At 48.7% G+C, this 23,757-nt stretch carries 21 protein-coding genes; 9 read left to right on the top strand and 12 right to left on the bottom strand.

What is annotated here, in order from left to right; all coding sequences use genetic code 11:
* Positions 1-64: 64 nt before the first annotated feature.
* Genes ACSF8W_RS00385 through ACSF8W_RS00375 form a run of 3 tightly spaced genes read left to right on the top strand, consistent with a single transcriptional unit; the run spans position 65 to position 3,056 of the window.
* A complete protein-coding gene (locus ACSF8W_RS00385) occupies positions 65-1,282 on the top strand; it encodes an enoyl-CoA hydratase/isomerase family protein (RefSeq protein ID WP_500844124.1) in 1,218 nt (405 codons plus the stop codon).
* A 36-nt stretch (positions 1,283-1,318) separates the two neighbouring features.
* Positions 1,319-2,224 (top strand): 3-hydroxyisobutyrate dehydrogenase, encoded by a 906-nt coding sequence (gene mmsB, locus ACSF8W_RS00380; protein WP_500844123.1) that lies wholly within the window; start codon positions 1,319-1,321, stop codon positions 2,222-2,224.
* Positions 2,225-2,279: 55 nt separating this feature from the next.
* On the top strand, positions 2,280-3,056 hold the full coding sequence (locus ACSF8W_RS00375) for an SDR family oxidoreductase (RefSeq protein ID WP_500844121.1): 777 nt from the start codon (positions 2,280-2,282) through the stop codon (positions 3,054-3,056).
* 12 nt (positions 3,057-3,068) lie between these two features.
* Here ACSF8W_RS00375 and ACSF8W_RS00370 read toward each other — a convergent pair whose 3' ends face one another.
* From ACSF8W_RS00370 to ACSF8W_RS00355, 4 genes are all read right to left on the bottom strand, one after another.
* Positions 3,069-3,173 carry a 3-ketoacyl-ACP reductase gene (locus ACSF8W_RS00370; protein ID WP_500844120.1) on the bottom strand — a complete coding sequence of 35 codons (105 nt, stop codon included), beginning with the start codon at positions 3,171-3,173 and terminating at the stop codon, positions 3,069-3,071.
* A gap of 118 nt (positions 3,174-3,291) precedes the next feature.
* Complete coding sequence (locus ACSF8W_RS00365) at positions 3,292-3,810, bottom strand: NUDIX hydrolase (RefSeq protein ID WP_500844119.1); 519 nt, start codon at positions 3,808-3,810, stop codon at positions 3,292-3,294.
* 46 nt (positions 3,811-3,856) lie between these two features.
* Positions 3,857-4,906, bottom strand: coding sequence for a GGDEF domain-containing protein (locus ACSF8W_RS00360; protein WP_500844117.1), 1,050 nt, complete (start codon positions 4,904-4,906; stop codon positions 3,857-3,859).
* A gap of 153 nt (positions 4,907-5,059) precedes the next feature.
* On the bottom strand, positions 5,060-5,992 hold the full coding sequence (locus ACSF8W_RS00355; protein ID WP_500844116.1) for an alpha/beta fold hydrolase: 933 nt from the start codon (positions 5,990-5,992) through the stop codon (positions 5,060-5,062).
* A gap of 253 nt (positions 5,993-6,245) precedes the next feature.
* Here ACSF8W_RS00355 and galE point away from each other — a divergent pair, with 253 nt between their 5' ends.
* The gene (gene galE / locus ACSF8W_RS00350; protein WP_428477975.1) at positions 6,246-7,262 is read left to right on the top strand and encodes a UDP-glucose 4-epimerase GalE; all 1,017 of its coding nucleotides are present in this window, start codon (positions 6,246-6,248) and stop codon (positions 7,260-7,262) included.
* Positions 7,263-7,361: 99 nt separating this feature from the next.
* On the opposite strand, the gene ACSF8W_RS00345 is transcribed toward galE, so the two are convergent.
* Positions 7,362-7,976, bottom strand: a complete 615-nt coding sequence (locus ACSF8W_RS00345; RefSeq protein ID WP_500844115.1) for a DUF2238 domain-containing protein — start codon at positions 7,974-7,976, stop codon at positions 7,362-7,364.
* A 421-nt stretch (positions 7,977-8,397) separates the two neighbouring features.
* Here ACSF8W_RS00345 and ACSF8W_RS00340 point away from each other — a divergent pair, with 421 nt between their 5' ends.
* Positions 8,398-9,738, top strand: a complete 1,341-nt coding sequence (locus tag ACSF8W_RS00340) for a DEAD/DEAH box helicase (RefSeq protein ID WP_500844961.1) — start codon at positions 8,398-8,400, stop codon at positions 9,736-9,738.
* Here the strand turns inward: ACSF8W_RS00340 and ACSF8W_RS00335 are convergent.
* Genes ACSF8W_RS00335 through pdhA form a run of 4 tightly spaced genes read right to left on the bottom strand, consistent with a single transcriptional unit; the run spans position 9,735 to position 13,223 of the window.
* Positions 9,735-9,881 carry a hypothetical protein gene (locus tag ACSF8W_RS00335; protein WP_500844114.1) on the bottom strand — a complete coding sequence of 49 codons (147 nt, stop codon included), beginning with the start codon at positions 9,879-9,881 and terminating at the stop codon, positions 9,735-9,737. The two genes, ACSF8W_RS00340 and ACSF8W_RS00335, sit on opposite strands and share 4 nt — an antisense overlap.
* Before the next feature lie 3 nt (positions 9,882-9,884).
* Positions 9,885-11,114: a dihydrolipoamide acetyltransferase family protein gene (locus ACSF8W_RS00330; RefSeq protein ID WP_500844113.1), complete on the bottom strand. Its 1,230-nt coding sequence runs from the start codon at positions 11,112-11,114 to the stop codon at positions 9,885-9,887.
* A complete protein-coding gene (locus ACSF8W_RS00325) occupies positions 11,111-12,094 on the bottom strand; it encodes an alpha-ketoacid dehydrogenase subunit beta (protein WP_500844112.1) in 984 nt (327 codons plus the stop codon). Before ACSF8W_RS00325 ends, ACSF8W_RS00330 begins: the two co-directional genes overlap by 4 nt.
* Positions 12,087-13,223, bottom strand: coding sequence for a pyruvate dehydrogenase (acetyl-transferring) E1 component subunit alpha (pdhA, locus tag ACSF8W_RS00320; protein ID WP_500844959.1), 1,137 nt, complete (start codon positions 13,221-13,223; stop codon positions 12,087-12,089). Before pdhA ends, ACSF8W_RS00325 begins: the two co-directional genes overlap by 8 nt.
* A 284-nt stretch (positions 13,224-13,507) precedes the next feature.
* Between pdhA and ACSF8W_RS00315 the strand changes: the two genes are divergently transcribed.
* The 3 genes from ACSF8W_RS00315 to ACSF8W_RS00305 all read left to right on the top strand — a co-directional run bounded on the left by ACSF8W_RS00315 (position 13,508) and on the right by ACSF8W_RS00305 (position 17,581).
* Positions 13,508-14,038, top strand: a complete 531-nt coding sequence (locus ACSF8W_RS00315) for a hypothetical protein (RefSeq protein WP_500844110.1) — start codon at positions 13,508-13,510, stop codon at positions 14,036-14,038.
* 359 nt (positions 14,039-14,397) lie between these two features.
* Positions 14,398-15,312 (top strand): cation diffusion facilitator family transporter, encoded by a 915-nt coding sequence (locus tag ACSF8W_RS00310; RefSeq protein WP_500844108.1) that lies wholly within the window; start codon positions 14,398-14,400, stop codon positions 15,310-15,312.
* A gap of 697 nt (positions 15,313-16,009) precedes the next feature.
* On the top strand, positions 16,010-17,581 hold the full coding sequence (locus tag ACSF8W_RS00305) for an EAL domain-containing protein (protein ID WP_500844107.1): 1,572 nt from the start codon (positions 16,010-16,012) through the stop codon (positions 17,579-17,581).
* A gap of 86 nt (positions 17,582-17,667) precedes the next feature.
* Here ACSF8W_RS00305 and nagZ read toward each other — a convergent pair whose 3' ends face one another.
* The 3 genes from nagZ to ACSF8W_RS00290 all read right to left on the bottom strand — a co-directional run bounded on the left by nagZ (position 17,668) and on the right by ACSF8W_RS00290 (position 22,553).
* Entirely contained in the window at positions 17,668-18,672 is a 1,005-nt protein-coding gene (gene nagZ / locus ACSF8W_RS00300; protein WP_500844106.1) for a beta-N-acetylhexosaminidase, read from the bottom strand.
* A 213-nt stretch (positions 18,673-18,885) separates the two neighbouring features.
* Positions 18,886-21,477 (bottom strand): TRAP transporter permease, encoded by a 2,592-nt coding sequence (locus ACSF8W_RS00295; protein WP_500844104.1) that lies wholly within the window; start codon positions 21,475-21,477, stop codon positions 18,886-18,888.
* Positions 21,478-21,581: 104 nt separating this feature from the next.
* Positions 21,582-22,553, bottom strand: a complete 972-nt coding sequence (locus tag ACSF8W_RS00290; RefSeq protein WP_500844103.1) for a TAXI family TRAP transporter solute-binding subunit — start codon at positions 22,551-22,553, stop codon at positions 21,582-21,584.
* A 746-nt stretch (positions 22,554-23,299) separates the two neighbouring features.
* On the opposite strand from ACSF8W_RS00290, the gene ACSF8W_RS00285 reads away from it, so the two are divergent.
* Positions 23,300-23,740, top strand: a complete 441-nt coding sequence (locus tag ACSF8W_RS00285) for a hypothetical protein (RefSeq protein WP_500844102.1) — start codon at positions 23,300-23,302, stop codon at positions 23,738-23,740.
* Positions 23,741-23,757 lie beyond the last annotated feature (17 nt).

Genomic DNA, 23,757 nt, shown 5'->3' with positions numbered 1-23,757 from the left:
CCCAATACAAACACTCAGAACATGAGTATGTAAGGCACGAGCGTGAAGGGTAAGGGGGAATGACATGGCAGGAAAGGTTAACGTACATGTATTACCGGGCGCAGAGGGGGGCAAGGTGGCTGTCGCAGAATTGGATAACCCAGCGTCACTCAATGCGCTGACCGGAGACATGTTGGCTCAACTCCACGAGGCCTTGTTGCATTGGCAGCATGATGACGACATCGCGTGTGTCTTCATTCATGGGGCGGGAGACAAGGCGTTTTGTGCTGGCGGGGATGTGCGCGCCATGTATCACGAAATGCATCAGGCGCGATTGAATGTCGCGAGTGATGCCTCAACAACGGGCACGGTGACCAATAAGGCGCCCGTTGTCAATGAAGCCACATCCCACCATGAAGCCGCGCTAAAAGCGATGCAGTTTTTAACGGACTATTTTACGGTGGAGTATAAAACCGATTATTTGATCCACACCTATCCCAAGCCTGTGATCGTGTGGGGCGGTGGCATTGTGATGGGCGGAGGGATCGGCCTATACATTGGTGCCAGTCATCGCGTGATCACATCAGACAGTCGCTTAGCCATGCCAGAGATCAGTATTGGTTTGTATCCCGATGTGGGCGGCACCTGGTTTTTGAATCAATTACCGGCGGGGGTCGGTTTGTTCCTTGGCTTAACCGGTGCGCCGGTCAATGCGACCGATGCACTGGCATTATCTTTAACCGATCATGTGTTGTTATCTTCGCAACGTGATGCCGTTCTGCAAGCCCTTCAACAGGCGGCATGGCACGATGCGCCACCGAGCATTGTGGTCAACCGGATATTGGATTCACTGGGTCAACAAGCACTCTCTCACCACCCCGATCCGCAATTATTGCCGTATTTACCAGCCATTCAAGCCGCTTGTCAGTATGGCGATCTCGCGACAATCTGCCAGAAGATCGAGCTCCTCTCTGGTGATGTGCCGGCAGCGTCACAAGCATGGTTAGCGAAGGCACAGCACACCTTGCGAGAAGGCAGCCCGATTACCGCGCATATTTGTTATCGCCAAGTCACCCAATACGCTCATGAATCCCTCGCTGATTGCTTTCGTATGGAGTTAACCCTGTCAGTGCGATGCGGTGAGCTGGGGGAATTTTATGAAGGCGTAAAGGCGCGGTTGATTGAAAAAACAGGGCAACCGCAATGGCGTTATGCCACAGTCAGTCAGGTCGATGATACGGTGATTGATCAACTGTTTACCCCGCTGTGGGCGGACAATGAACACCCGTTGCAAGCGCTGTAGTGAGAGGGCGTGACAGGCGAAAACAGGAGAATAACGATGAAAATAGCGTTTATTGGACTCGGTAACATGGGTAACCCGATGGCAAAAAATCTGCTGGCTGCGGGTCATCAGGTGACGGTGTTTGATCGTGATACGGCGGCAGCAAGTGCCTTGGCTTCAGCGGGCGCCACGGTGGCGTCAAGCATGGTATCTTCCGTACAAGGCGTTGAATGGGTGATCACCATGTTACCGGCGGGAGAGCATGTGCGTACCGTGTATTTAGGGGATAACGACGGCGGCGTAGGATTGCTGAAAATGGTCGACGCACAAACGCGTTTTATTGATTCCTCCACCATTGATCCGGCGTCTGCCCGTTTGGTCGCAAATGAAGCGGAAAAACAGGGTTTTGCCTTTGTCGATGCGCCGGTTTCTGGCGGTGTCGCCGGTGCACAAGCTGGGACATTGACCTTCATTGTAGGCGGCAGCGATGAAGCCTTTCAACAAGCCCAAAGAGTGTTGCAGGCCATGGGGAAAAACATTTTCCATGCTGGGCAAGCCGGTGACGGGCAAATGGCGAAAATCTGCAATAACTTGCTATTGGGGATCATCATGTCGGGGACGTGTGAGGCGTTGAGTTTGGGGATCGATAATGGCTTAGACCCGAAGGTGCTATCTGACATTATGCTGCAAAGCTCAGGCAGAAACTGGGCGCTAGAGCTGTATAACCCGTGCCCTGGTGTGATGGCGAATGTGCCAGCCTCCAATCAGTATCAACCGGGGTTTATGGCGAAGCTCATGCTGAAAGATCTCGGGTTGGGCCTTGAAGCAGCAACAGACAGCCAATCGTCCATTCCGATGGGAGCTCTCGCCCGTAATTTGTATGCTTTTCATCACGCAAATGGCTATGCCGAGAAAGACTTTTCGAGTTTGTTTGCGTTTTACCGCAAACGTACAGACCCGTAATGCGCAGCAATGCTTAATCTACACAGTAACTCGACGTTTTAGCAAGGAGCGAAGTATGAAGATTAAACAGTGTACCATCGCGATAACTGGCGCAGGACAAGGACTCGGCCAGATGATGGCCATCACATTAGCGCAAGCCGGTGCTGATCTCGCGTTGATAGATGTTAATGAACAAGGTTTACTCGATACCCAAAAACAGTGTCAGATGCTCAGTGCAAAAACATTAACGTATTGTGTCGATGTGACCAACGAGCAAGAGGTGGAGCATGCGTTTGCTGCCATTCAGGCCGATTTCGGTCAGTTGAATGGATTAATCAATAATGCAGGAGTGTTGCGTGATGGATTATTGGTGAAAGCCGCCACAAAGGACAAGCATGATCCGAACCGCTTGCAGAAAATGTCGCTGGAACAATTCAATACCGTGATGGCGGTGAATGTTACGGGAACGTTCTTGTGCGGACGAGAAGCGGCGGCTGCCATGATGACATTAGGTTGCCAAGGCGTGATCATTAATATTTCGAGCGTGGCACGTGCGGGGAATATCGGTCAAACCAACTATGCTGCGTCGAAAGCGGCGGTTGCGACCATGGCGGTAGGTTGGGCAAAAGAACTCGCGCGCTATGGGATCCGTGCAGCGGCTATTGCCCCAGGTGTTGTACACACTGAAATGGCCAATCAACTCAAACCGGAAGCCATTGCGCGTTTGAAAAGCATGATCCCACTCGGACGGATCGGTGACGCCAGTGAGATCGCCCATGCGGTAAAATACATTATCGAAAATGATTACTTTACCGGCAGGGTGCTTGAGGTTGATGGGGGGATGCGAATGTGATCCCCGTGATGATTAGCCGAAGAACAACACAAAAAGGGCTAAGCCGCCGCCGATGATGAACATCAGCATGGCCATGATAGACGCGAATTTGTTCAAGTAAGGAAAAAGCTTATCCATGGTGACCTCGGTTGAATGTGATACCTGACGATGGCGCGAAAGATGCCACAGTTGAGTCAAAATAGCGATGATAAATCACGGTTCGGAAACGAATGTTAACATGTTTTCGAATCGACGATTAAGGCAGTAACCCCATTGCCTGTACCTTCAAAAAGGTCGCTAAGGTCTTCGCATCTTTGATCTCATTGTTGGCAACTTTTGCGAGAAAATCACTGATGGGTAACGTGACCACATCAATGATTTCATCCTCATCCAATTCGCCGGTGCACGGTGACAAGTCGTGTGCGAGATAAACATGTTGGACTTCATCGCAGAACCCGGGAACCGGAAACAATTCCCCTAGGTGTTGCCACTGTGTGGCCTGCATTTGCACTTCTTCTGCCAGTTCACGTTGTGCACAGGCGCGAATGTTTTCTTTACCTTCTAGCGTACCCGCGGGAAATTCTAAGATCCAATCGTCAATCGCGGGGCGGTACTGATGCACCATCACAAATTCACCGGCGGCAGTGATTGGCACAATAATGACCGCGCCAGGGTGCTTCACCGTGGTAAAGGTCACCTGACGGCCATCGGGGAGCGTATGCTCTGATTCTTCAACGGAAAAACACTTCCATTGGCAAAGGGTTCGGGTTGTCATCCATCTTCATCCATTTTTGGTGAGTCGGTTTACCGTATCGCGTTGATTAGCCAATAGCAATCTGATCTCGTCCCCAGTTTTTCGCGCGATCAAGGGCGCTGTCTGCTTTGATGTAATCGAGACTGAAATCCTGAAATTCCACCGCCGTTAATCCCATGCTCACGGTCATGCTAATGTGCGCGCCAGATTCCAACTCAAGTTGGCATTGGGCGATCTGCTGTTTCAGCGTTATCGCTAAGGTTTCGGCTTGTTTCAATGAGGTTTCTGGCAGCAAAAGGCAAAACTCTTCACCACCAATACGCGCAATATGATCGCCATGGCGGGTTTTCTCTTTCAGGCACGCAGAAAGCATCATCAACATTTGGTCACCGACGGCCAATCCGTAGCGATCATTGATGTCTTTCAGGCCGTCAATATCAATCAGTACCAAGGTGAGATCTTTGAGATACCGATTGGCACGGTAGGCTTCTTGATAATAAGCCGCTTCAAGGCCTTTGCGGTTATGTAAATCGGTTAAAAAATCGGAGGAAGCAATTTTTTGTACTCGACGAATAGCTTCATTCCGATGTTGCGCCAGTAAATAGGCCATCACCAATACCATGGTGTAGGCACTGAAATTTTGTAGGGCGTCATTTATTTGCAGTTGTCGCTGACTGATCTCATCGGCGCTCATCACAATATAGACTAAGCCGAATATCAGGCTGTACCACCATGCATATTGATGTTTTAACGCGAAGAAGCACAGCAGTGGGATGGTCAATGCCAAGGTGTTGCTGACAAAACTGGTGGCGTCACTGTAAAAACCAAACATACAGTTGCCGGACGTGAACAGGATAAAGCACCAGATCAGCACATAAGGATTCAATTGATGTTTATTGCAGAGCGCAAGCAAGTAAGACAATACGCCGCCACTGATGGCTAATGACGTGAAAACCCAATTTGACCCTGACACAAAATGAGAGAACGCAATGATCACGCTGATCATGCCTGTTAACGGAAAAAGGACGGTCAGTTGGCGCTGAAGAGTGGTGCGGCTAAGTTCAATGTACGCGCTATTGTCTGATTGTAGCTGGTGGCTCTTGAATACCATATTCATGGTGGTGGGTCATCCCTAAGTAAAGCAAATCCAACCAATGCGAAACACGGTGCATTGGCTGGGCAAGCTTAATTCAGGTTGATAATTATGTCTAATTTTTCGATGAAAAATATGTAATTAACGATAGTGAGCGTTACATCTCATTAGTGAGTGTTACTGCAAGTAGGTTTTCAATAGTTTTGTTACTAAGTCGGGTTGCTCATTGGTCACGCCATGGCCCGTTTCGGGCAAAACAATGAGGGGAGCATTAAGGTGCTGGCTGAGGCTAATGCCATTTTCCAGTGGAAAAATCGCATCACTGTCGCCCCAAATCAGCAGCGTCGGCGGCAGTTGCTCTACCGGAAACGCGGAAATACGGGTTCGGTCTTCCACCAGCGATTGTATTAAGGCGGATTTCTCATCTCTGAATGACGCAAAATAATTATGGTAGATCTGATCGGCGACAAAGTCTGGCATCCGTTTGGGTTCCACAAACACATGGCTAAACAAGCGTCTGACTTCATCACTGTTTTGCGGCACAAATAATTGCTCGGGTTGATCGACACCTGCGCGCTGACAGAGGGCGGTTAAGTCATTATCTGTAAACAGGGGGCCGGGGCTAGCAATAATGACGCTTTTCTCGATACGCTCAGGCTGCGTCATCATGTTGTAAGTGACAAAACCGCCGTAAGAAATACCCGCGACATTGAATTTGTCGATACCTAAGGTATCCATAACCTGCCACACCGCGTCTGTCTGGGTGCTGAGGTTCGGCTTACCGTGACTGTAGGAATCACCAAACCAGGCTAAATCCGGCACGATCACGCGGTAGTCGCCGTTGAGCGTGAGCATTTCATTCTTCCACGTGGAGATCGCGGAGCCGCCAAAACCGTGCAGCAGTAACAAGGGCTTGCCGGTGCCACCCACCCAATACTTCATGGTACCGCCATCGCTTAACGGCAAATAATGCTCTTCGTAGCCGGCATTGATCAGTTGCGTGCGATCGTGACCCGCTTTCCATGTTACTAATTCACAGCCAGATAATGCCACCAGCGAAAGAATAAGCAGGTAATAACGAAAGAACCGAAGAGGGTGGAATACGGACATGGTGCAGCTCCCTGTGAATGAACTTATATTATACAGTGTTTTATTGAAGGGTGAAGGCGCGGAATGGATGTTTTGAAACGGCTCGCAGTGTTTGTGAAACGAACAGTGCAGGCGAAAAAGTCGGCATGATGGCTATGTTGTTATAGAACAAGGCATGATTTAGCAGGAAGTTGATGGTAGTTTTATGCGTTTCATACTCCGTCATATACAATGATGTGAGTAGTTCACATATTGATATAACAGGGAGACACACATGCGTGTTTTAGTGACGGGTGGTATGGGTTACATCGGTAGCCACACTTGCGTACAAATGATTGAAGCAGGTATGACGCCGATTATTGTTGATAACCTATACAACAGTAAGAAATCAGTACTGGCTCGCATTGAAAAGTTAACGGGTGTGAGCCCAGCCTTTTTTGAAGGCGACATTCGTGACCGTGCATTCTTAGACAAGGTGTTGGCAGAAGCGAACGTTGACGCCGTGATCCATTTCGCTGGCTTGAAAGCGGTCGGTGAGTCTGTTGCGAAGCCGCTGGAATATTACGATAACAACGTACACGGTACCTTGGTATTGGTGGAAGCGATGCGTGCAGCTGGCGTGAACAGCCTGATTTTCAGCTCATCAGCCACGGTATATGGTGATCCTGCTTCTGTGCCAATTACGGAAGATTTCCCAACCAGCGCGACCAACCCGTATGGCCGCAGTAAGTTGATGGTGGAAGAATGCCTGACTGACATTCAGCATGCGCACCCAGAAATGAGCATTACATTGCTGCGTTACTTCAACCCAGTGGGTTCACACCAGTCGGGTGAAATGGGTGAAGATCCGCAAGGTATCCCGAATAACCTGATGCCATTTATCTCGCAAGTGGCCGTGGGGCGCCGTGAGTTCTTGTCTGTGTTTGGTGATGATTACCCAACCGTTGACGGTACCGGTGTACGTGATTACATTCACGTGCTCGATCTGGCTGATGGTCACTTGGCGGCATTGACGCACAAAGGCAATGAAGCGGGCTTGCACATTTATAACTTGGGTACGGGTAACGGCTTTAGCGTACTGCAAATGGTCGACGCGTTTTCACAGGCTGCGGGCGTAGAGGTAGCATATCAAATCGCACCACGCCGTCCGGGTGATATTGCAGAGTGTTGGGCTGATCCAGCAAAAGCGAAAGCAGAACTGCATTGGTCTGCAACGCGCACTATCGATGACATGACAGCGGATACATGGCGTTGGCAGTCAGCGAACCCAACCGGTTACCCTGATCTGTAAGCCACTTTTGTGCGTGTGAGTTGCTTGTTGTGAGCGGCTCTCGATAAGTTAAAGAAAAAGCCCAAGCATACGTGCTTGGGCTTTTTTATCGCGTCGTTATTATTGCCGTGAGGGTGTGTTGTACGGCTTTATCAGGCCGAAAATTACCAAACTCGTGATCGCACCAAGGGTATCTGCCAGCATGTCTTTCTGCGCATCCCAAATATCCCCTTGGCTGCCTAAAAACTCAATACCGGCATCGCCGCCTGCCAATACCGCATACCACCATTCGATGATTTCATAGGCTGCTGCAACGGCCATGATGGAAAAGAGCCCAAACAGTGACGCGACAACGGGCTTGCAATGGTTCTTACGCACTAAATATTCAGCGATAGGGAAGGCATAGAAGCCAATCGCATAATGTGCAATCCGGTCGAAATGGTTGCGATCAGAACCAACAAGATCATTGAACCAGTCAAACGGGACATTCGCAAAGGTGTAATGGGCGCCGATACTGTGCATGAGTAACCACATCGACATCATGACATACGCAGTATTGGAAAACGTAAACGCACGGTGGGTCGCGATCAAGCCAAAGAAAACCAACACGATGGGAATAATCTCAGCCACCCACACTTCGTAAAAGGCCGGATGAATGCCAGACCAGATAATCACACTGCCGACCAAGGCGGCAAGAAAGAGGGGGAGAGGGGCTAATGGTTTGTAAGTTTCCATGTGACGGTCCTATCTGTAATGACGTGTACTTGATGGTTTAAATACAATAATACACTGTTTTATTGCATCGTAAACCTTTCATTATTTACGTGCTGTTAAGGCGGCGAGCCGAGATTGCAATGTGTCTACGTGTTCCATTGCGGTTTACCGATTATGCAACCGCGTTAATTATAGATAATGGCTGACTGAATCTATGCGAACTCAGGCAGTGCTGTGCAAGCGCGATACTCAGTGTTTGCTAAGCGCTTGCTAAGTGCTATCGATATGAAATTTTGGGAAAACAGCAGGTATGGGGTGTGCGTCAAAAGAAATGTGGTATAATTTTCTGCTAACCAAATTTAGAACTGTGTGACGAACGTCACGCAGGGTTATTACAGAATTATTCATGCTCATCACAGAGCATTATGACCGGAGCACCATTTTGCATTTTAAAGATCTTGGATTAGACCAGCGCTTGCTTCAGAAACTGAATCACTTGGCGTTCAATAAACCAACGGAAATTCAACAAACCGCTGTCCCTGTTGCGATTATGGGGAAAGATGTGTTGGCATCGTCGAAAACGGGCTCTGGTAAAACTCTGGCATTCCTACTGCCGGCCATGCAACGCATGTACCGCAGTAAACCTTTCACACGCCGTGACCCACGCGTGTTGATCCTAACGCCGACCCGTGAATTAGCGAAGCAGGTGTTTGCACACTTGCGTACGCTAAACGCAGGTACACCTTACGATGCAACATTGGTTGTCGGTGGTGAAAACTTCAACGATCAGGTAAAAGCATTGCGCAATGACCCAATGTTTGTGATTGCCACGCCGGGTCGTTTGGCGGATCACCTTGAGCACCGCAGTACGCGTCTTGATGGCCTTGAAATGCTGATTTTGGATGAAGCTGACCGTATGCTTGATCTGGGTTTTGAAGCTCAACTTCGTCGTATTCACGAAGCGGCTAATCACCGTCGTCGTCAAACCTTGATGTTCTCTGCAACGTTGGATCACACTGACGTAGTCAGCATTGCATCAGACATGCTGAATGTGCCAAAGCGTATCTCGATTGGTCACTCTGCCGAGCAGCACACAGACATTACCCAGCGTTTCTACTTGTGTGACCACCTTGATCACAAGCAAGCGTTGCTGGATAAAATTCTGGAAACAGAAAACTACAATCAGTTGATCATCTTTACGGCGACCCGTTCAGATACCGAACGTCTAACCAAAGAGTTGAACGAGCGTAAACTGAAAGCGGTTGCACTAAGTGGCGATCTTAATCAGGTTCAGCGTAACAACATCATGAGCCAGTTTGAGCGTGATTGTCACAAGATCTTGGTCACGACGGATGTTGCATCGCGTGGTCTGGACATTGAAAAAGTATCACACGTGATCAACTTTGATATGCCTAAGCACGCGGAAGAATACGTACACCGTGTGGGCCGTACGGGCCGTGCAGGTAACAAAGGTGATGCGATTTCTTTGGTTGGTCCAAAAGACTGGAAGAGCTTTAAGAACGTAGAAGCGTTCTTACAGCAAGAAATCAGCTTCACGACGATGGAAGGGCTAGAAGGCAAGTTTAAAGGCCTGAAACCTGCACCGAAGAAGAAATTCGTGAAGAAGAAGCCGACGACGAAGAAAGTGGCAGAGAAGAAAGCGACTACTACACAGCAGCCGAAGAAGCGTATGGATAAGCGTTTCTACGACAACATGGCTGTGGGTGATAATGTCTTCATGCCAAAGAAAAAGCAGCCGGTTGATCCTTCTGCAGAAGATTAATCAGTCAGCGACACGGTGCAAACCCTGATCGCATTCTGATAACAGATCGCAGCATAAAAAATGCCAGTCGTTTGACTGGCATTTTTGTATCTGGGATTTTCTGCTTCTGCTTCTGCTTCTGCTTCTGCTTCTGCTTCAAGCATTGCTTATTGCGGGTTATCACTGCCACGCTCAAGGTGCGTTACCAAGGCTTTCATGAAGCGTGCTGCTTCTCCGCCGGTACATGCGCGGTGATCAAAGGTTATCGACAAGGGCAAGGTATTGATCATTGTGGGTGTTTTCTCTTTCAGTATGAACTTCTCCATGATGCGTCCAACCCCCAGAATAGCCACTTGCGGCGGGCTCACCATCGGCGTGGCGTATAAACCGGCAATCGCCCCAAAGTTAGACAGGGTGATGGTGGCATGTTGAAATTGCTCTCTGCCAAGTTGTTTGTTTCTGACTTCTTCGACAGTACGGTCCACCCATTTACGGATCCCCTGGTTATTATATGAATCCGCATGGCGCAATACCGGCACGTATAACCCGTGGGCACTGTCGACGGCGATACCAATATTGACGTCTGTGTGTACACAGCGCGTCATGGTATCGGCATCAAACCATGCATTCAGCGCGGGCTCCGCTTGGCAGGCAAAAACAAGGGCTTTGACCAAGCGGCAGGTAATGTCTTCGTTGTCTGACCACGCATGTAAGCTCGCTTCTTCGGTCAATGTGACGGCGGCAACGTGTTGATGCGCGGTGTGCATGGTGTCGACCATGGTACGACGTGCACCTTTTAAGACTTCCGTGCCTGGCAGTTGCTGATCGCACGCGCGATAGACATCTTTCTCAAGAATGATGCCATCCGGCCCCGAGCCTGAGACTAACGACAAATTGACGCCGAGTTTTTGCGCGAGACGTCGTGCTGCCGGTAAGGCAGATAACAGCGGGCTTTGTTTATCATTCGGTTGATCGTAGTTGCCGATCCAAAACTCATCGACATTCACCTGCTGCGGCTCATGAGACACGTTCCCCACAACGGTCGCTGCATCCGTTGATTTAGTTGTGCTGGTTGATTTAGTTGTATTGGTTGATGTAGTTGTATTGTTTGATTTAGTTGTGTCGGTTGATGATGCGGTTTGTGAGGATGGCGCCGAGGCCGTACTCGGTTCAATGTCGATCAGTGCGCAGCCTATGCCGATCACATCGCCTTCATTGCCATGTCGGCCGACAATGGTACCGCTGTATGGGGCAGGGATCTCAACCGTGGCTTTGGCGGTTTCTACTGTCAGGATCACTTGATCAATGTCGACGGTATCACCCACATTCACGTGCCATTGTACGATTTCCGATTCTGCCAGCCCTTCGCCAAGATCGGGTAAGTGAAATGTTTTCATTGCCAGCCCTCCACCAAATCGCGTGCTGCATGTGTGATATCGTCTGCCTGAATCATGTAAACATCTTCATTGCGGTAATAAGGCATAACGGTGTCCATGCCCGTGACTCGTTTAGGGGGAGCTTTGAGTAAACACAGGGCCTGTTCGGCGACGCGAGCAAGAATTTCGGCCCCCACACCGCAGGTTTGGGACGCTTCATGCACCACCAGCAACCGACCGGTTTTTTCCAGTGAAGCCAGAATGGTTGCCATATCGAGGGGCTTGATGGTGGCAAGATCGATCACTTCGGCTTCAATGCCGTGTTCTGATAACGTTGATGCAGCGTGTAGTGATTCCACCACACAGGCGCCCCATGTCACTAGTGTCACATCGCGCCCTTTGCGTAAGGTAAAGCAAGTATCAAGCGGGAGTGCCTGACCGTTATCGACAACGGTCGATTTCACCGTGCGATAAATCCGCTTGGGTTCAAAAAACATTACAGGATCATTACTGCGAATGGCCGCCAACAATAAGCCGTATGCCCGTTGCGGGGAGGAAGGGATAACCACTTTTAACCCCGGAATATGGGCAAACAAGGCTTCGATGCTTTCTGAATGATGTTCCGGGGCGTGGATGCCACCGCCAAAGGGAGCGCGAAAAACCGCAGGGCAGGTGAGACGCCCTCGGGTTCGGTTTCGCATTCGCGCGGCATGACACATAATGTGTTCCATGGCGGGAAACACAAAGCCTTGAAACTGGAACTCGGCAACCGGGCGCAAGCCTTGGCTGGCCATCCCTACGGCAACGCCGGCAATTAAGGCTTCGGCAAGGGGGGAATCAATCACTCGTTTACAACCAAACTTATCTTTTAACCCCACCGTGGCACGGAAGACTCCGCCGTTGTCGCCCACATCTTCGCCCATGACGATCACATGCTCATCGTTCGCCATTTCATGGTGCAGAGCAAGGTTGACGGCTTCTAATAATGTCAGTTCACTCATGCTGACCTCCCTGTATCGTATCTGGCGTTGGGTCTGACGTCGTGTCTGATGTTATGTTTCGCATGCGCAGTGCTTTGTTGATGATGGTATCGCGCTGACGACATAAATCGGCATCAGGCGTGGCATAGAGGTAATCAAAACCAGACTCAGGCGGTTGCGGAATCTGCGCTTGATAACGCTCAACGGCCTGCACCACCTCTTCTTTACAGCGGGTCAGCAAGCGGGCCTCATCGGCTTCTGACCACGCTTCTTGGGCGATAAGATAGCTTTTTAGTCGGCTGATCGGGTCATATTGCCAAGCTTCTTGTAATTCTTCTTCTGTCCGATAGCGTGAAGCATCATCGGCCGTTGTGTGATCGCTCAGTCGATAGCTAATGGCTTCGATGAGCGTGGCGCCTTTGCCTTTTCGGGCGTGATCCAACGCGCGAAGCACGGCATCGTACACCGCGACGACGTCGTTACCATCAACGGTGATCCCCACGATGCCTGCGCCTTTCGCTTTGTCTGCCAGCCATTCAGCCCCGGATTGAATACGGCGCGGCACCGAGATCGCCCATTGATTGTTATTGATGACAAACACTAACGGAATATTCCACGCGCCTGCGCAGTTCAGAGATTCAAGAAAGTCCCCTTTGGATGTCGCCCCATCCCCGCAGGTGACAAGGGCGGCTTGGTGTTGCCCTTGAATTTTCAATGCGGCAGCGACGCCGACGGCATGGGTGCATTGGGTCGCGATAGGCACACAAAATGGGAGATCACGGGACGGTGAGTCATGTGCGGTAAAATCACTGCCGCGTTCATCACCGCCCCAATACTGTAAGTTTTTCTCTAATGGGATCCCGCGTGCCCACATGGCCGGTAAATCGCGGTAATAAGGAATGAACACATCGGTGGGTTGTAAAGCTCGACCCATCGCGATGCCCATGGCTTCCGACCCTAAGTGGGACGGGTAGGTACCGAGTTTCCCGGTACGCTGAAGCGCAACGGCTTTATTGTCGTAGGTGCGTGTTAACACCATGTCTTGATAGCAGGCGGTCAACATGGAGAGGCTGGCCCAGTCGGGGAGTGGGCGTACGATGTGTCCGAGATGATCGATAAAGCGATGCATCGGCATGGCTTGTACATTCATCATTAGCTCCTTCTGTTGCTGCCTCAAATGAGGCGGACAGCAAAGTGATGACTATGCCAACGGTATGCCAACGAAACGTGAAGAGAATAAGAGTAGAAGGCAGTGGCACAGATCAATAGTATTAAGTGTAATCAGTTTGTTAACATTCGCTGAGGCTCGAATAAACGCGAACAGTAAAGAATTCGGTACACTTTGATAGTTGTATCAATTATCACGGTTGCGCATTGTTGGCATACGACGGGGAAACGCAGAGTGCGACAGATGCATCACTGTTAAGAATGGCGATGAATAACGCCGAGTGTGGTGGGGATTCACGCATACTTAGTGCATTCATCAAATGCGTATGTATGGCGGGAGAAAAAATGAAAAGGTACGGTTACATTATCATGATGGCCTTTGCTTCTGCGTGTACCTCACAGCCCAATATGGACGATATTGCGCATCAAAAAGCGCAATTTGTGGATGAAGAGTGCAACACAGTGACCGAGTCTCCCTTATCGGATTCGTTTAATTCCTTTATGACGGAGCGACAAAAGGAGCTGAAAACGCTGCGTGATGAGTTAAGTCAGGAAAATTATGCTCAGCTAGATGATGCCCTGCAGCACTTTGCGACGTATTGGGATCAACTGCATACCGAACGTGATTTAGCATGCGAAGTGAATGCCACGTGCCAGTTTATTTGGTTAAAAAGCCCTGAACTGCAATCAAATGTGGATTTTTGTGATGGTGCAGATTTCGAGTATAGTGTGAGCCGTGCGAAAATAATTAACTTTTTCAATGATATAGAAAGGATAGAACTTCATCGTTCACGGTAAGTACCCGGCCATTTAAAATCCACACACAAAGCGTGTTTTCTGACCGTTTCTTTGGTAGTATGCGCGCCGAATACAGCTAGGATGTGATCTGTATCACGTCTAATTCCCCTTATTGCGTTTTTTGTCTTACGCTTAATGTGGCGGGTGTTTTGCTCAGGCAAGGCATCCCGAATTGCCTGTTAATGCGTGATAAAAAAACGTCACAGCTTGATCACAATTCTTTAGATGTGTTAATAGTATAGTTATCTTGTATTAGAACAAGCACCGATAAAATGTGCTTGTGTGTACAAGATGACAAGTGATAAACAGGATGGGATCCAGTCTGTATTTCTTTTTATTTCATAACGATGGAGGTATTTATGGCTATCAGCCGTAAAATTAGTAAGGAGCGTTTGGCGCTCAAAATGTCGCTAGCAGGCACTGTGTTGCTGTCTAGCCTCGGTATCGGCTATGGATTGTATGTCGGATCCAACGCTATTCTTCTCGACGGCATGTTCTCTCTACTGAGTATGGGAATGACAGGGCTTAGCCTGTATACCGCTTACTTAGTCTCAAAACCCGATGATCAGTACTTTCAATTCGGATATGCGCACATTGAGCCACTCATCAACGTGGTCAATGGCTTGCTCATCTTGATGACTTGTATTTTCGCTTTTATCAATGGTGTGCAAACCATTGCTAGTGGTGGCCATGAGATTGTGTTAGAGCACGCTCTGGTTTACGCGGTGTTATCGACCTTCTGCTGTTTCACGATTTATTTTACTGAAACCCATATTGCAAAAAGTGAACAGTCAGAATTAGTCCGGGTTGATTCACAAGAATGGTTAATTGACGGTATTTTAAGTGCGGCCATTTTAGTGGGGTTTGTCGCGGTCATGATTCTTGATGACATGGGCTACTCACAATGGAACCGCTATGTGGATCCTATTCTCGTCTCCACACTGTCGCTCGCGGCGTTGGTGTTACCGATCACGGTGTTACGCCGTAACCTAAAAGAAGTGTTGCTGGTCGCCCCTCAGGATGATGCGCAGGACAACGTTGATCGCGTGATCGCCAAACTGTCTAAGCAATACCATTTTGAAGATTACACGCACCATTTTGCCAAAACAGGTCGTCAGTACGATCTCGAGGTCAATATTTTGGTGAAAGATGATGATTTCTGGACAACCAAACGTCAGGATCATATTCGCCAAGTGTTATGGGAATCGCTTTCGGAAGAACTCGGCGATACATGGTTATCAGTCAGTTTTACCGGTCAGGCACGGTGGTTGTAACCCCCTGACGTTGTGGTATTGAAAAAAGGGCGATTTCGCCCTTTTTTATTTCGGTTTTTCCGATGTAAGAGTGAGTAATCGACGATAAGTAAGTTTCGCGGTTTGTCACAGTTTGATAACTCGTTTGTGCAATTGATAAGATAGTGCGGTATCTTTGACAGCGTCTAAAAATTGCTTCTAGTTCAAGTCGCCGCTATACCGTGGCATAGAGTGGCATTTTTTAGACCCACGAGCGTTGAGCGGCAACATGTCGTTGGGCCGACATTGACAGACTGAAAGAAGGGTTAAAATTTTGATGGAAACAATTCTTGTTATTGCATTTATCATTGGCGCAGTTTACGTGATTTGCAAAGAGAAAAAATGCACCAAAGATATCGATTACTCTCGTGATTCCCTGTAAAAGAAGGCGCCGAGAGGCGCCTTTTTTTATCCCAAAACGTCATTAAAATCAGCGAGGTAATGAGGGATTAGTAACTGTTTTGTTCATTTTTTTGACGCTTTAAACTGCAGTTGTATTTTTTGTTCTACGCCGTGATCTACATCCCGCCTTACATTCTATAAAATCTTGTTATTACACAGCTTTATGCCTATTGTTAGTGTGCTGATTTATACTGAATACTGCAAAAATGTCATCTTTCTTGCGTACCATCAGGCATAAACGGAAAACAAACTCTATGGATAGGCAAGATTAATCGCAATGCAGTTGAAACAAAACGTGTTTGAAGAATATAACCGTGCATTTTTTCGCAAATGTACCCGTAACTTTCACCTTCCTTCTTTTTTATTGGTTCTCCTCTTTTCATTTTCATTATCGTTCACCAATGAGATTGTTTCTGAGCGTTACTTGTCATCATTGATTGAAGATGACTCTCGTCGATTATTAAACCATTATTCGAGTAAGCTTGAAGATTACCCGACGATGTTAGAGACCCTCCGTCAACAGTTTCGCTATGACTGTAGTGATTACGATAGTGATAAACTCCAACAGATTACCTACAACGATTACCAGATTCGACGTATGACGTTGATGCTGAATGACGGCACGCATTGCACCAGTTTTGAGGGGGCACAAAGCGCGATAAATAAGGCACCGCTGATTCCACAACTTACCGCCGGTATTACGCTGTGGGTTGCCACAGAAGCGCGTTATGCCCAGCAAATCATCGTCTTAGAGCAGGTGTCTTCCAAGGGAACATTACGGGTGTATATGGAACCCTTAGTCACTGATGAATTGCGAAACAAATATTGTGAAGACTGTGTACTCACGGCGCTCTCTTCTGAAGCAGACGATGCGGTTACTTTTTGGCGTGGTGATGCATCCTTGTTGGCCGAAACACCCTTGTTTAGCACTGAAATCATTCATGGATTACGCTTGGATGCGTACGTTAATCCCAAGTTGCTTGAGCAATATAAACACGATTTTTGGCTTCCCTTATTCTTATTCGGCACCTTTTTAGGTGGCTTGTGCTTAGTAACGTACCGTTTGATGATCGGCCGCCGCATGTCTCTGCACTCATTGGTGGAGCAAGGGATTGAACGGCATGAGTTTGTGCCGTATTACCAACCCATTGTTGATGTATCGAACAATTCACTTTATGGGTGTGAAATGTTGGCTCGTTGGTTACGTGCGGGTCACGATATTATTTCGCCCATGGAGTTTATTCCTTATGTCGAGAAGAGTGGCCAGATTTTTCCGATTACCGATCAACTGATCAGTCAAGCGGTACGTGATATAGGTAAACTCAATTGGCATTCGACCCAGCAGGTCATGAGCATTAACGTCGTGCCGGATCAGTTGGAGTCGTTGGACATCATGCAAAAATCACTGGCGTTACTGCATACGACAAAGATTTTACCGAGCCAGATTGCGTTTGAAGTCACTGAACGTAAACGGTTTACTAACCTCACGATGGCGTCAGATGTCATCGAGCAGCTTCGAGCGTGTGGTATAGATGTCAAACTGGATGATGCCGGTACAGGCTACGGGGGATTCAGTTACATTCAGCAACTTAATATACGCAGTTTGAAAATTGATAAAATGTTCGTTGAAACCATTGGTACATCAGACATCAAATTATCCTTGTTGGACTCGATCATTGCATTTGGTAAAGAAGCAGGGATGGAGATGATTGCAGAAGGGGTTGAAACGTTGGAGCAATCCAACTACTTGGCGGCGCGGGGTGTGACGTTACAGCAAGGGTATTACTTCGGTAAACCGATGGCCTTTAGAGCGTTTGCCTATTACTGTAAGTCGATGGTTTCACGTTAATCAACGATAAATAAAAACAAAGCCCTGCATAATGCAGGGCTTTGTAGTTTGTGAGCAAAAAACGTCAGTGCGGTATCAAGGCGATGTTATGCGTTTTTTTCGCGCCATTCTTGTGTCAGGCGGGTAATGCGTTGTTCAGTTTCCTGCCAAAGACGGGTGTTGATCAGGTCGCGATATTCGCCAGTAGCTTGTTTGCACAGGGCGGTTAACTGTGGCACTTGCGTTTGTGGTAAACCGTCAAGGGCTTGCACCGCACCTTCACGGTTATTGCATAGCATGACCATGTCACAACCGGCTTGTTGTGCTGCCAGTGCGCGCTCGCTGTAACTGCCGAGCACGTCAGCCCCTTTCATGTTCAAGTCGTCAGAAAAAATAACGCCATTGAACTGCATATCTTTACGTAACACTTGCTTTAGCCAGTATTCTGAGCCGCTCGCAGGCGTATCGTCGTAATGCTCAAACACGACATGGGCGGGCATCATGGCATCAAGCAGACCTTGTTCGACCAAGGCTTTAAATACCGTCATGTCATGCTGTTTGATGTTGTCTCGCGGATCAACCGGCGTTTCCAAATGAGAATCAGCAATGACACCGCCATGCCCCGGGAAGTGCTTTCCTGTCGCTGCCATACCGGCCTGCTTCATCCCTTTGATGAATTGGCTGGCGTAACGGATCACTTGCTGCGGATCATCAGAAAACGCACGGTCACCAATGGCTTTACAGTCAAAGCCTAAATCCAATACCGGTGCCAAGCTCAGATCAATGTCCATCGCCAGCAATTCCGCTGCCATCAGCCAACCGCCATCATGGGCGAGCTCTAGCCCATTTTGACTGCCTGCGAACGCTTTGGCAGGAGGAAGTAAGGTGAATTCATCGCGAAAACGTTGTACACGTCCGCCTTCTTGATCGACAGCGATTAATAAAGGGCGCTTCGCCGTGTCACGAATGGCTTTTGTTAATGCGCGCAGTTGTTTGCGGTCATGGTAATTGCGCGCAAAAAAGATAATACCGCCAACGGTAGGGTGTTGAATAATCTCACGATCTTCTGCATCCAGTTCATAACCGGATACATCAAGCATCAAAGGACCCATGTATTCTCCTTGGGTGTGATAGGTGTTGCTATTGCTTGTCTTTATTATGCACTAGAAATGCGCAAGCCTGTATCGGGGAGTGTGAAAATCACGTCAGGGTTGTGAATTGAATACGAAAAAAAGAAAGGAGCGCGAAGGCTCCTTTCTGTAGATAGTGCAGCTATTTATGTGTCTAGCGGCATGTGTTTATCGGTACGTGCTTATGCAATAGGCTTATGAGCATGCCACCTCGGGTTCCGCTGTACGTTGTATCCGACGACGCTGCAAGGTGACGACGGCACCAAACAGTAAGAGTGCGGGGATCCAGAACCATTCTTTCGCACTGCGCTGTGCAGGGATGCGCAATTCCATGATTTCCTGATCAAACATTAAGCCGGCTTTTTCTGCTGGGCTGGAAAAATGCACGATATCAATCAAGGTTTTATCGCCTTGCTGATAGGTTTCAATCCCCAGTGCGCGTTGCTTGTCATCGCCATTGCTGCCCGCTGGTACTTCAAACAACACTGAAAACTCACGCATCACACCAACGGCATCTTCACCGTTCATACGCATGCGTAATATATCGCCTTCATTCAAACTGTTCAGCTCTTCACTGAGCGATGTCGGAGACACATAGCGATAAGGATCGCTCACTTGGTCTTGCCAGAATCCCGGACGGAACAAGGTAAATGCCACCAATAATAGTAGAAGGGTTTCATACCAACGGTTACGCGTCAGGAAGTAACCCTGTGTCGCGGCGGCGAAGATCAGCATGGCAATGGTCGCGACCACGAAAATCAGCACACCGTGTGCCCAATCCACATCGATCAACAGCAGATCGGTGTTGAAGATGAACAAGAACGGGAGGGCAGCGGTACGCAAACTGTAGTAGAACGCGGTGATCCCGGTTTTTATCGGATCGCCTTTTGACACAGCCGCTGCCGCAAATGAAGCGAGTCCCACGGGGGGCGTCACATCCGCCATGATGCCGAAATAGAACACGAACAAGTGCACCGCGATTAAAGGTACGATTAAACCTTGCTGCTGACCCAGAACCACAATCACTGGGGCAAGCAAACTGGACACCACGATGTAGTTCGCGGTTGTTGGTAAGCCCATCCCCAAAATCAAACTCAACAGGGCTGTTAGCAATAGCATGAGCATAAGATTGCCCATCGACAGCATTTCAACGAGATCTGCCAAGACGAGGCCGACACCTGTTTGCGAGACGGCACCGACAATGACCCCTGCGGTGGCTGTCGCGATGCCAATTCCGATCATATTGCGCGCACCAGCAATTAAGCCTTCACGCAGATCAATGGCACCCTCTTGCACGGATCCATAGTGGTGTTTGCCATCCGTGCGTAGCCAGTTCAATAACGGGCGCTGTGTCAGCACGATAACCACCAGAATCATACTGCCCCAGAAGGCGGACAAACCTGGCGATAGGCGTTCCACCATCAAGCACCACACCAGCACAATCACGGGCAACAAGTAATGCAGGCCAGATAGCAAGACTGCACGCGTTGACGGCAGTGTGTCGAGGTCAGTGTCTTCTTCACTCGGTAGCGGATCATTCATCGCCGCAATTTTGAGTAAACCCAAGTACGTAATGGCCAGCATTACGGCGACGCCCGGTAAGGTGTGATCACCCAGCAGAGGCTTGAGCCATCCAAGTCCGTAGTACACCGCCAGAGAAAGACCGCTGATCAGCGCGGTGCCGAAAGCAAAACCGGTCAAGCGTGCCAACCAAGGGCGTGATCCCGCAACCGCCAAGGGCTGCATACCCAGTTTAAGTGCTTCAAGGTGCACGATGTACAGTAAGGAAATATAGGAAATTGCAGCGGGTAAAAACGCGTGCTTAATGATATCGACGTACGGGATACCGATGTATTCAACCATCAAAAAGGCAGCGGCTCCCATCACCGGCGGCATAATTTGCCCATTCACAGAGGAGGCCACTTCTACGGCGCCGGCTTTCTCTGCACTGAAGCCCACTTTACGCATCATTGGAATGGTAAAAGTACCGGTAGTTACCACGTTCGCAATGGAGGAACCTGAAATGAGACCAGTCAAGCCAGAAGCAACCACGGCCGCTTTTGCCGGACCGCCGCGTAGGTGGCCCAACATGCTGAAAGCCAATTGAATGAAATAGTGGCCAGCACCGGCACGCTCTAGCAAGGCACCGAAAAGGACAAACAAGAACACGAAGCTGGTGGATACCCCCAGTGCGATACCAAAGACCCCTTCAGTGGTGATCCATTGGTGGTTTGCAAGGGCTGGGAATGGCACGCCACGGTGTGACAGTAACCCCGGCATCCAAGGCCCAGCGAGGCTGTAGATCAAGAAAAGGGTGGCGATAATAGGTAACGCTGGCCCTAATACGCGTCGGGCCGCTTCAAGCAATAGCGGAATACCGATGCAGGCGGTGATGAAATCTGCCGTAGTGAGGTTACCCGGACGTTGTGCGAGTTCGTTGTAGAACACAAATAAATACAGTGCCGCCGCCGCAGAAACCAAGCCCAATAAGAGGTCAAGGTGAGGCACGCGGTCACGCGGTGAGCGTTTACGTGCAGGGAAAACAAAGAAGGCCAATAGCAAAGCAAAAGCGAGGTGGATCGCACGGGTTTCGGTGTCGTTCATGACCCCGAAGCCGATAATGAAAGGAAGAGGAGAGGCGATCCAGAGCTGAAATAGGGACCAGCAGAGTGCGAGTGCGGTGATGACCGTCGCCATGATGCCAACAGGCAGTCGTGCCCCGACATCTTGCGCGATCAATTCTTCACTCGACAGGGTGTCTGGTGACAGTGTTTGGGTGTTATTCATTGTTTTTATCTCAATCTAAGGCAAGTACTGTGCAGACACAGCACTTGCTTGTAACGCGAGGTGTTGCCGTCGCTGTATACCGTTCGATATGATCTCGCTCGGTATTACAGCCAGCCTCGCTCCTTGTAATAACGCATCGCGCCGTCGTGCAGTGGCGCGGTGAGGCCATCCGCAATCATGGCTTTTTCATCCAGTGAGGCAAAAGCAGGGTGAAGGCGTTTGAAGCGATCTAAGTTGTCAAAAACAGATTTAACCAGTTGATAAACCAGTTCAGGATCCGTGTTGGCATGGGTAGAAAGTACCGCTTTACCGCCAAGGGAAGGCACCGGATCCGGGTTACCGCGGTACATGCCGCCAGGAATTTCCGCTTTGGTGAAATACGGTTTTTCCGCGACCAATGCGTCAATGATATCGCCAGTGACGGGTACGAAGACGGCATCAACGGTTGTAGTGGCTTCTTGGATCGCACCATTTGGGTGGCCGACAAAATAGCTCATGGCATCAATGTTGTTATCGGTCATCGCAGAGGCTTGCTCCGCCGGCTTCAGATCAGAGACCAACGCAAACACATCGTGATCCCAGTTTTTCGCATCAATCAATTGCTCGAACGTATCGCGTTGGCCGGAGCCTGGATTACCGATGTTGACGCGTTTGCCTTTCAGGCTTTCAAAGTCAGAAATTTTGGCGTCTTTACGCGCAAGGATGGTGAAAATTTCGCTTTGTAGAGAGAACACAGATCGGATATCAGCCATCTTGCCTTGGCTGTTAAAAGGGGATTGTCCGTAAAGGGCTTTGTATTGATGATCCGATTGCATAACGCCGAAGTTATATTCACCGGTGCGAATGCCGTTTACGTTAGCAACACCACCGCCACTGGCTGGCGCGTTACACTTGATATTATGGGCATCAGCGCCACGGTTGACGAAGCGGCAAATTGACTGGCCTGCAACATAATAAACGCCGGTTTGTCCGCCGGTACCAATGGTAATGAATTGCTCAGCAGCAGTTGCGTTCTTGCTATATGAGAATGATGCGGTAGCGGCGATAATGCTGGCTACAAGTGTTAGTCCTTTCATACTTCCTTTCCTGTCCAATCTACATATTGAAATAATGGTGAATGAGAGACCTCTTAATGATGTGTAGAGGCGGTTTTATCGTGTGTGATGGGGTAACGCGTTGGGTTAACCCACGATTTGTACACGTCGCGTGCACGTTGTGTGTGCGTATGTGTGTGTTTTGTGTCTGATCGTTGTTTTGTGTTTGCGGTTTGTCGATGGTGGGTTAATCAGTTTGTGTTGTTATGACGGGTTGATATAACTGATTAACTACCTATTTACGCATTGAATGTAAGTCTATTTTTGCAGGAAGGAAACCATACATTCTCACAATGAGAGAATGCGGGGGATATTGCGTTATTGTTACATGATCCACGGTTAATCGTCTGACTAATACCAAACTCAACCGTAGGATATAAAGGTAAACACCACCAAGACCGCGCTATATCCTCTGTTGAGTCATTAAAAAAGGGAGCGAAGCGATAAATTCACCGAGGGTTTTTCTTATTATGAGAATTTTTTTCTCACAAGATGAGAAGAAATGTCGCCAATGCGTTGTATCGAGTAAGGTGGCGTGCTGAATAAAATCGCAATGGGAATGCGATAATATGAAATAGACACGTCTGCGTATGGTTACATAATAAAGCCAATAAAATGAATGGCTTGCTGTGTTTTTACGCGGTTAGATGCAAGTAAGAGTGATCTTGATTCCAATTTGTAGACATTGTTCTTCCTTGCAGATTAATATGCTGATTTTGGAGGGAAATATGAAAAAATCACTATTAGCACTGGCACTTATTCCATCGTTTGCATTTGCGAATGTTATTCCAACCATTCAGGATGTGGTGAAATTGGCCGGTCCGTATGAAATTACGGAAAATGAAGCGCAAAGTTCAGTGATCCACTTGTACATTCCAGAAAATGGTATTGGTGTTGTGGGTATTTTGGGCGGTGATAAGTTTGCGGTTGCAGACGACAGCTCAAACAGCATTCAGCTGAGCATCACTGAAAATGAAAACACGGTATTTATTGATAACAACCTAAGCGTGGGTAAAGCCACAACCATTGGTATCGGTACTTACTGTGGTCGTTCTATCTCCATTTCTGTACACAGTATCGGGAACGACAGCAAAGCCGAACAAATTAAGCCAAAGCTAGCAATCAGTTCTTCTGCTTGTCCGGCATCAATGGCGAAGAAGCCAGCATAATCAGATTATTGATTGAT

It is taken from the genome of Photobacterium sp. 270122K (genome assembly GCF_059941365.1).
The sequence above is the reverse complement of the archived record's forward strand: the minus strand, read 5'-3'. Positions and strand labels throughout refer to the sequence as shown.

Bases quoted from the DNA above. Each gene is read 5' to 3' on its own strand.
- ACSF8W_RS00330 (WP_500844113.1), bottom strand. From the start codon at position 11,114: ATGAAAACATTTCACTTACCCGATCTTGGCGAAGGGCTGGCAGAATCG.
- galE (WP_428477975.1), top strand. From the start codon at position 6,246: ATGCGTGTTTTAGTGACGGGTGGTATGGGTTACATCGGTAGCCACACT.
- ACSF8W_RS00385 (WP_500844124.1), top strand. From the start codon at position 65: ATGGCAGGAAAGGTTAACGTACATGTATTACCGGGCGCAGAGGGGGGC.
- ACSF8W_RS00355 (WP_500844116.1), bottom strand. From the start codon at position 5,992: ATGTCCGTATTCCACCCTCTTCGGTTCTTTCGTTATTACCTGCTTATT.
- ACSF8W_RS00370 (WP_500844120.1), bottom strand. From the start codon at position 3,173: ATGGATAAGCTTTTTCCTTACTTGAACAAATTCGCGTCTATCATGGCC.
- ACSF8W_RS00360 (WP_500844117.1), bottom strand. From the start codon at position 4,906: ATGAATATGGTATTCAAGAGCCACCAGCTACAATCAGACAATAGCGCG.
- ACSF8W_RS00375 (WP_500844121.1), top strand. From the start codon at position 2,280: ATGAAGATTAAACAGTGTACCATCGCGATAACTGGCGCAGGACAAGGA.
- ACSF8W_RS00365 (WP_500844119.1), bottom strand. From the start codon at position 3,810: ATGACAACCCGAACCCTTTGCCAATGGAAGTGTTTTTCCGTTGAAGAA.
- ACSF8W_RS00305 (WP_500844107.1), top strand. From the start codon at position 16,010: ATGCAGTTGAAACAAAACGTGTTTGAAGAATATAACCGTGCATTTTTT.
- ACSF8W_RS00310 (WP_500844108.1), top strand. From the start codon at position 14,398: ATGGCTATCAGCCGTAAAATTAGTAAGGAGCGTTTGGCGCTCAAAATG.
- mmsB (WP_500844123.1), top strand. From the start codon at position 1,319: ATGAAAATAGCGTTTATTGGACTCGGTAACATGGGTAACCCGATGGCA.
- nagZ (WP_500844106.1), bottom strand. From the start codon at position 18,672: ATGGGTCCTTTGATGCTTGATGTATCCGGTTATGAACTGGATGCAGAA.
- ACSF8W_RS00290 (WP_500844103.1), bottom strand. From the start codon at position 22,553: ATGAAAGGACTAACACTTGTAGCCAGCATTATCGCCGCTACCGCATCA.
- ACSF8W_RS00315 (WP_500844110.1), top strand. From the start codon at position 13,508: ATGAATAACGCCGAGTGTGGTGGGGATTCACGCATACTTAGTGCATTC.
- ACSF8W_RS00345 (WP_500844115.1), bottom strand. From the start codon at position 7,976: ATGGAAACTTACAAACCATTAGCCCCTCTCCCCCTCTTTCTTGCCGCC.
- ACSF8W_RS00285 (WP_500844102.1), top strand. From the start codon at position 23,300: ATGAAAAAATCACTATTAGCACTGGCACTTATTCCATCGTTTGCATTT.
- ACSF8W_RS00325 (WP_500844112.1), bottom strand. From the start codon at position 12,094: ATGAGTGAACTGACATTATTAGAAGCCGTCAACCTTGCTCTGCACCAT.
- pdhA (WP_500844959.1), bottom strand. From the start codon at position 13,223: ATGAATGTACAAGCCATGCCGATGCATCGCTTTATCGATCATCTCGGA.
- ACSF8W_RS00295 (WP_500844104.1), bottom strand. From the start codon at position 21,477: ATGAATAACACCCAAACACTGTCACCAGACACCCTGTCGAGTGAAGAA.
- ACSF8W_RS00335 (WP_500844114.1), bottom strand. From the start codon at position 9,881: ATGCTTGAAGCAGAAGCAGAAGCAGAAGCAGAAGCAGAAGCAGAAAAT.